1 protein-coding gene and 1 pseudogene are annotated in these 1,037 nt (G+C 45.1%); one reads left to right on the top strand and one right to left on the bottom strand.

What is annotated here, in order from left to right; all coding sequences use genetic code 11:
• On the bottom strand, positions 1–780 hold a 780-nt coding region (locus KIV40_RS34855), incomplete at its 3' end, for a substrate-binding domain-containing protein (RefSeq protein ID WP_285354037.1).
• A 187-nt stretch (positions 781–967) separates the two neighbouring features.
• On the opposite strand from KIV40_RS34855, the pseudogene KIV40_RS34850 reads away from it, so the two are divergent.
• Positions 968–1,037: pseudogene (locus tag KIV40_RS34850) on the top strand (tRNA-binding protein); the annotation flags it as partial.

Here is a 1,037-nt window from a genome sequence, read left to right as displayed (position 1 = left end):
GCCGTTTTCATCCAACACAGAGAGTGCACCTGCAGCCATGTAGTCGTTATAAGCGACGATACCAGTAATAGGCAGTGATTTGGTCAGCAGGTTCGTCATGGCGTATTCGCCACCCTCACTGCTTGGCTGCGAGCTTTCAATATAGCTTTCTGGCAGTTCAATGTTGTAGTCGTTGAGTGCGTCACGATAGCCTTGGATACGCTCTTGTGCATCTTCAATGTTGATCGATGAAGCAATACACGCGATGTTGCGGTGTCCGTGACGGATCAGGTATTCAGTGGCAAGGTAGGCGCCTTTCTGGTTGTCTAAGTAGATGCAGCGTTCACCGATCTCAGGGATATAGCGATTTATCACCACTAAGCCTTTCACCTCTTTAGCGTAGGCGATCAGCTCTTCATCGGTCAGTCCTTTTGAATGAATGACCAAAGACTCACAGCGGTTGTTGATTAAGAGTTCAATGGCTTGCTTCTCTTCTTCACGATCGTGAGAGCCATTACCGACTAGAATGTGTTTGCCGTTTTCACGCGCAACATTGTCGACCGACTTCACGAGAGTGCCGAAGAAAGGGTCTGAGATATCACCCACCAGAACACCAACGGTATTGGTGCTTTGACTCACTAACGCACGAGCATTGGCATTGGGGCGGTAGCCCAGCTTTTTCATTGCCAGCGTCACCGACTCAATTGAGCTTGCACTTGCCTTCGGGGATTTATTGATTACACGAGAAACCGTTGCAACCGATACTCCAGCTTCCTTTGCTACGTCTTTAATTGTCGCCATTTTCTACCTCTACTCAGTACCGCTCTTATTTAACACTGTCGCTGATAGTATGGCAATCAAAGTTATCTTTTACTTCCAATATTGAGATCTTTACCGCTTGTAATTATTAGCTTTAGTGCTAGTGTAAATGTTTACACTTTACTTAAATTTAGTAAAAAATTAATTCATCAATAATAAGGGAGTAAATATGGATACGATTGCGTACGGCGATTTTGCTAAGTTGGAGATGCGTGTGGGTAAGATCATTGAGGTTGCTC

The organism is Vibrio sp. D173a, assembly GCF_030248475.1.
The sequence above is the reverse complement of the archived record's forward strand: the minus strand, read 5'-3'. Positions and strand labels throughout refer to the sequence as shown.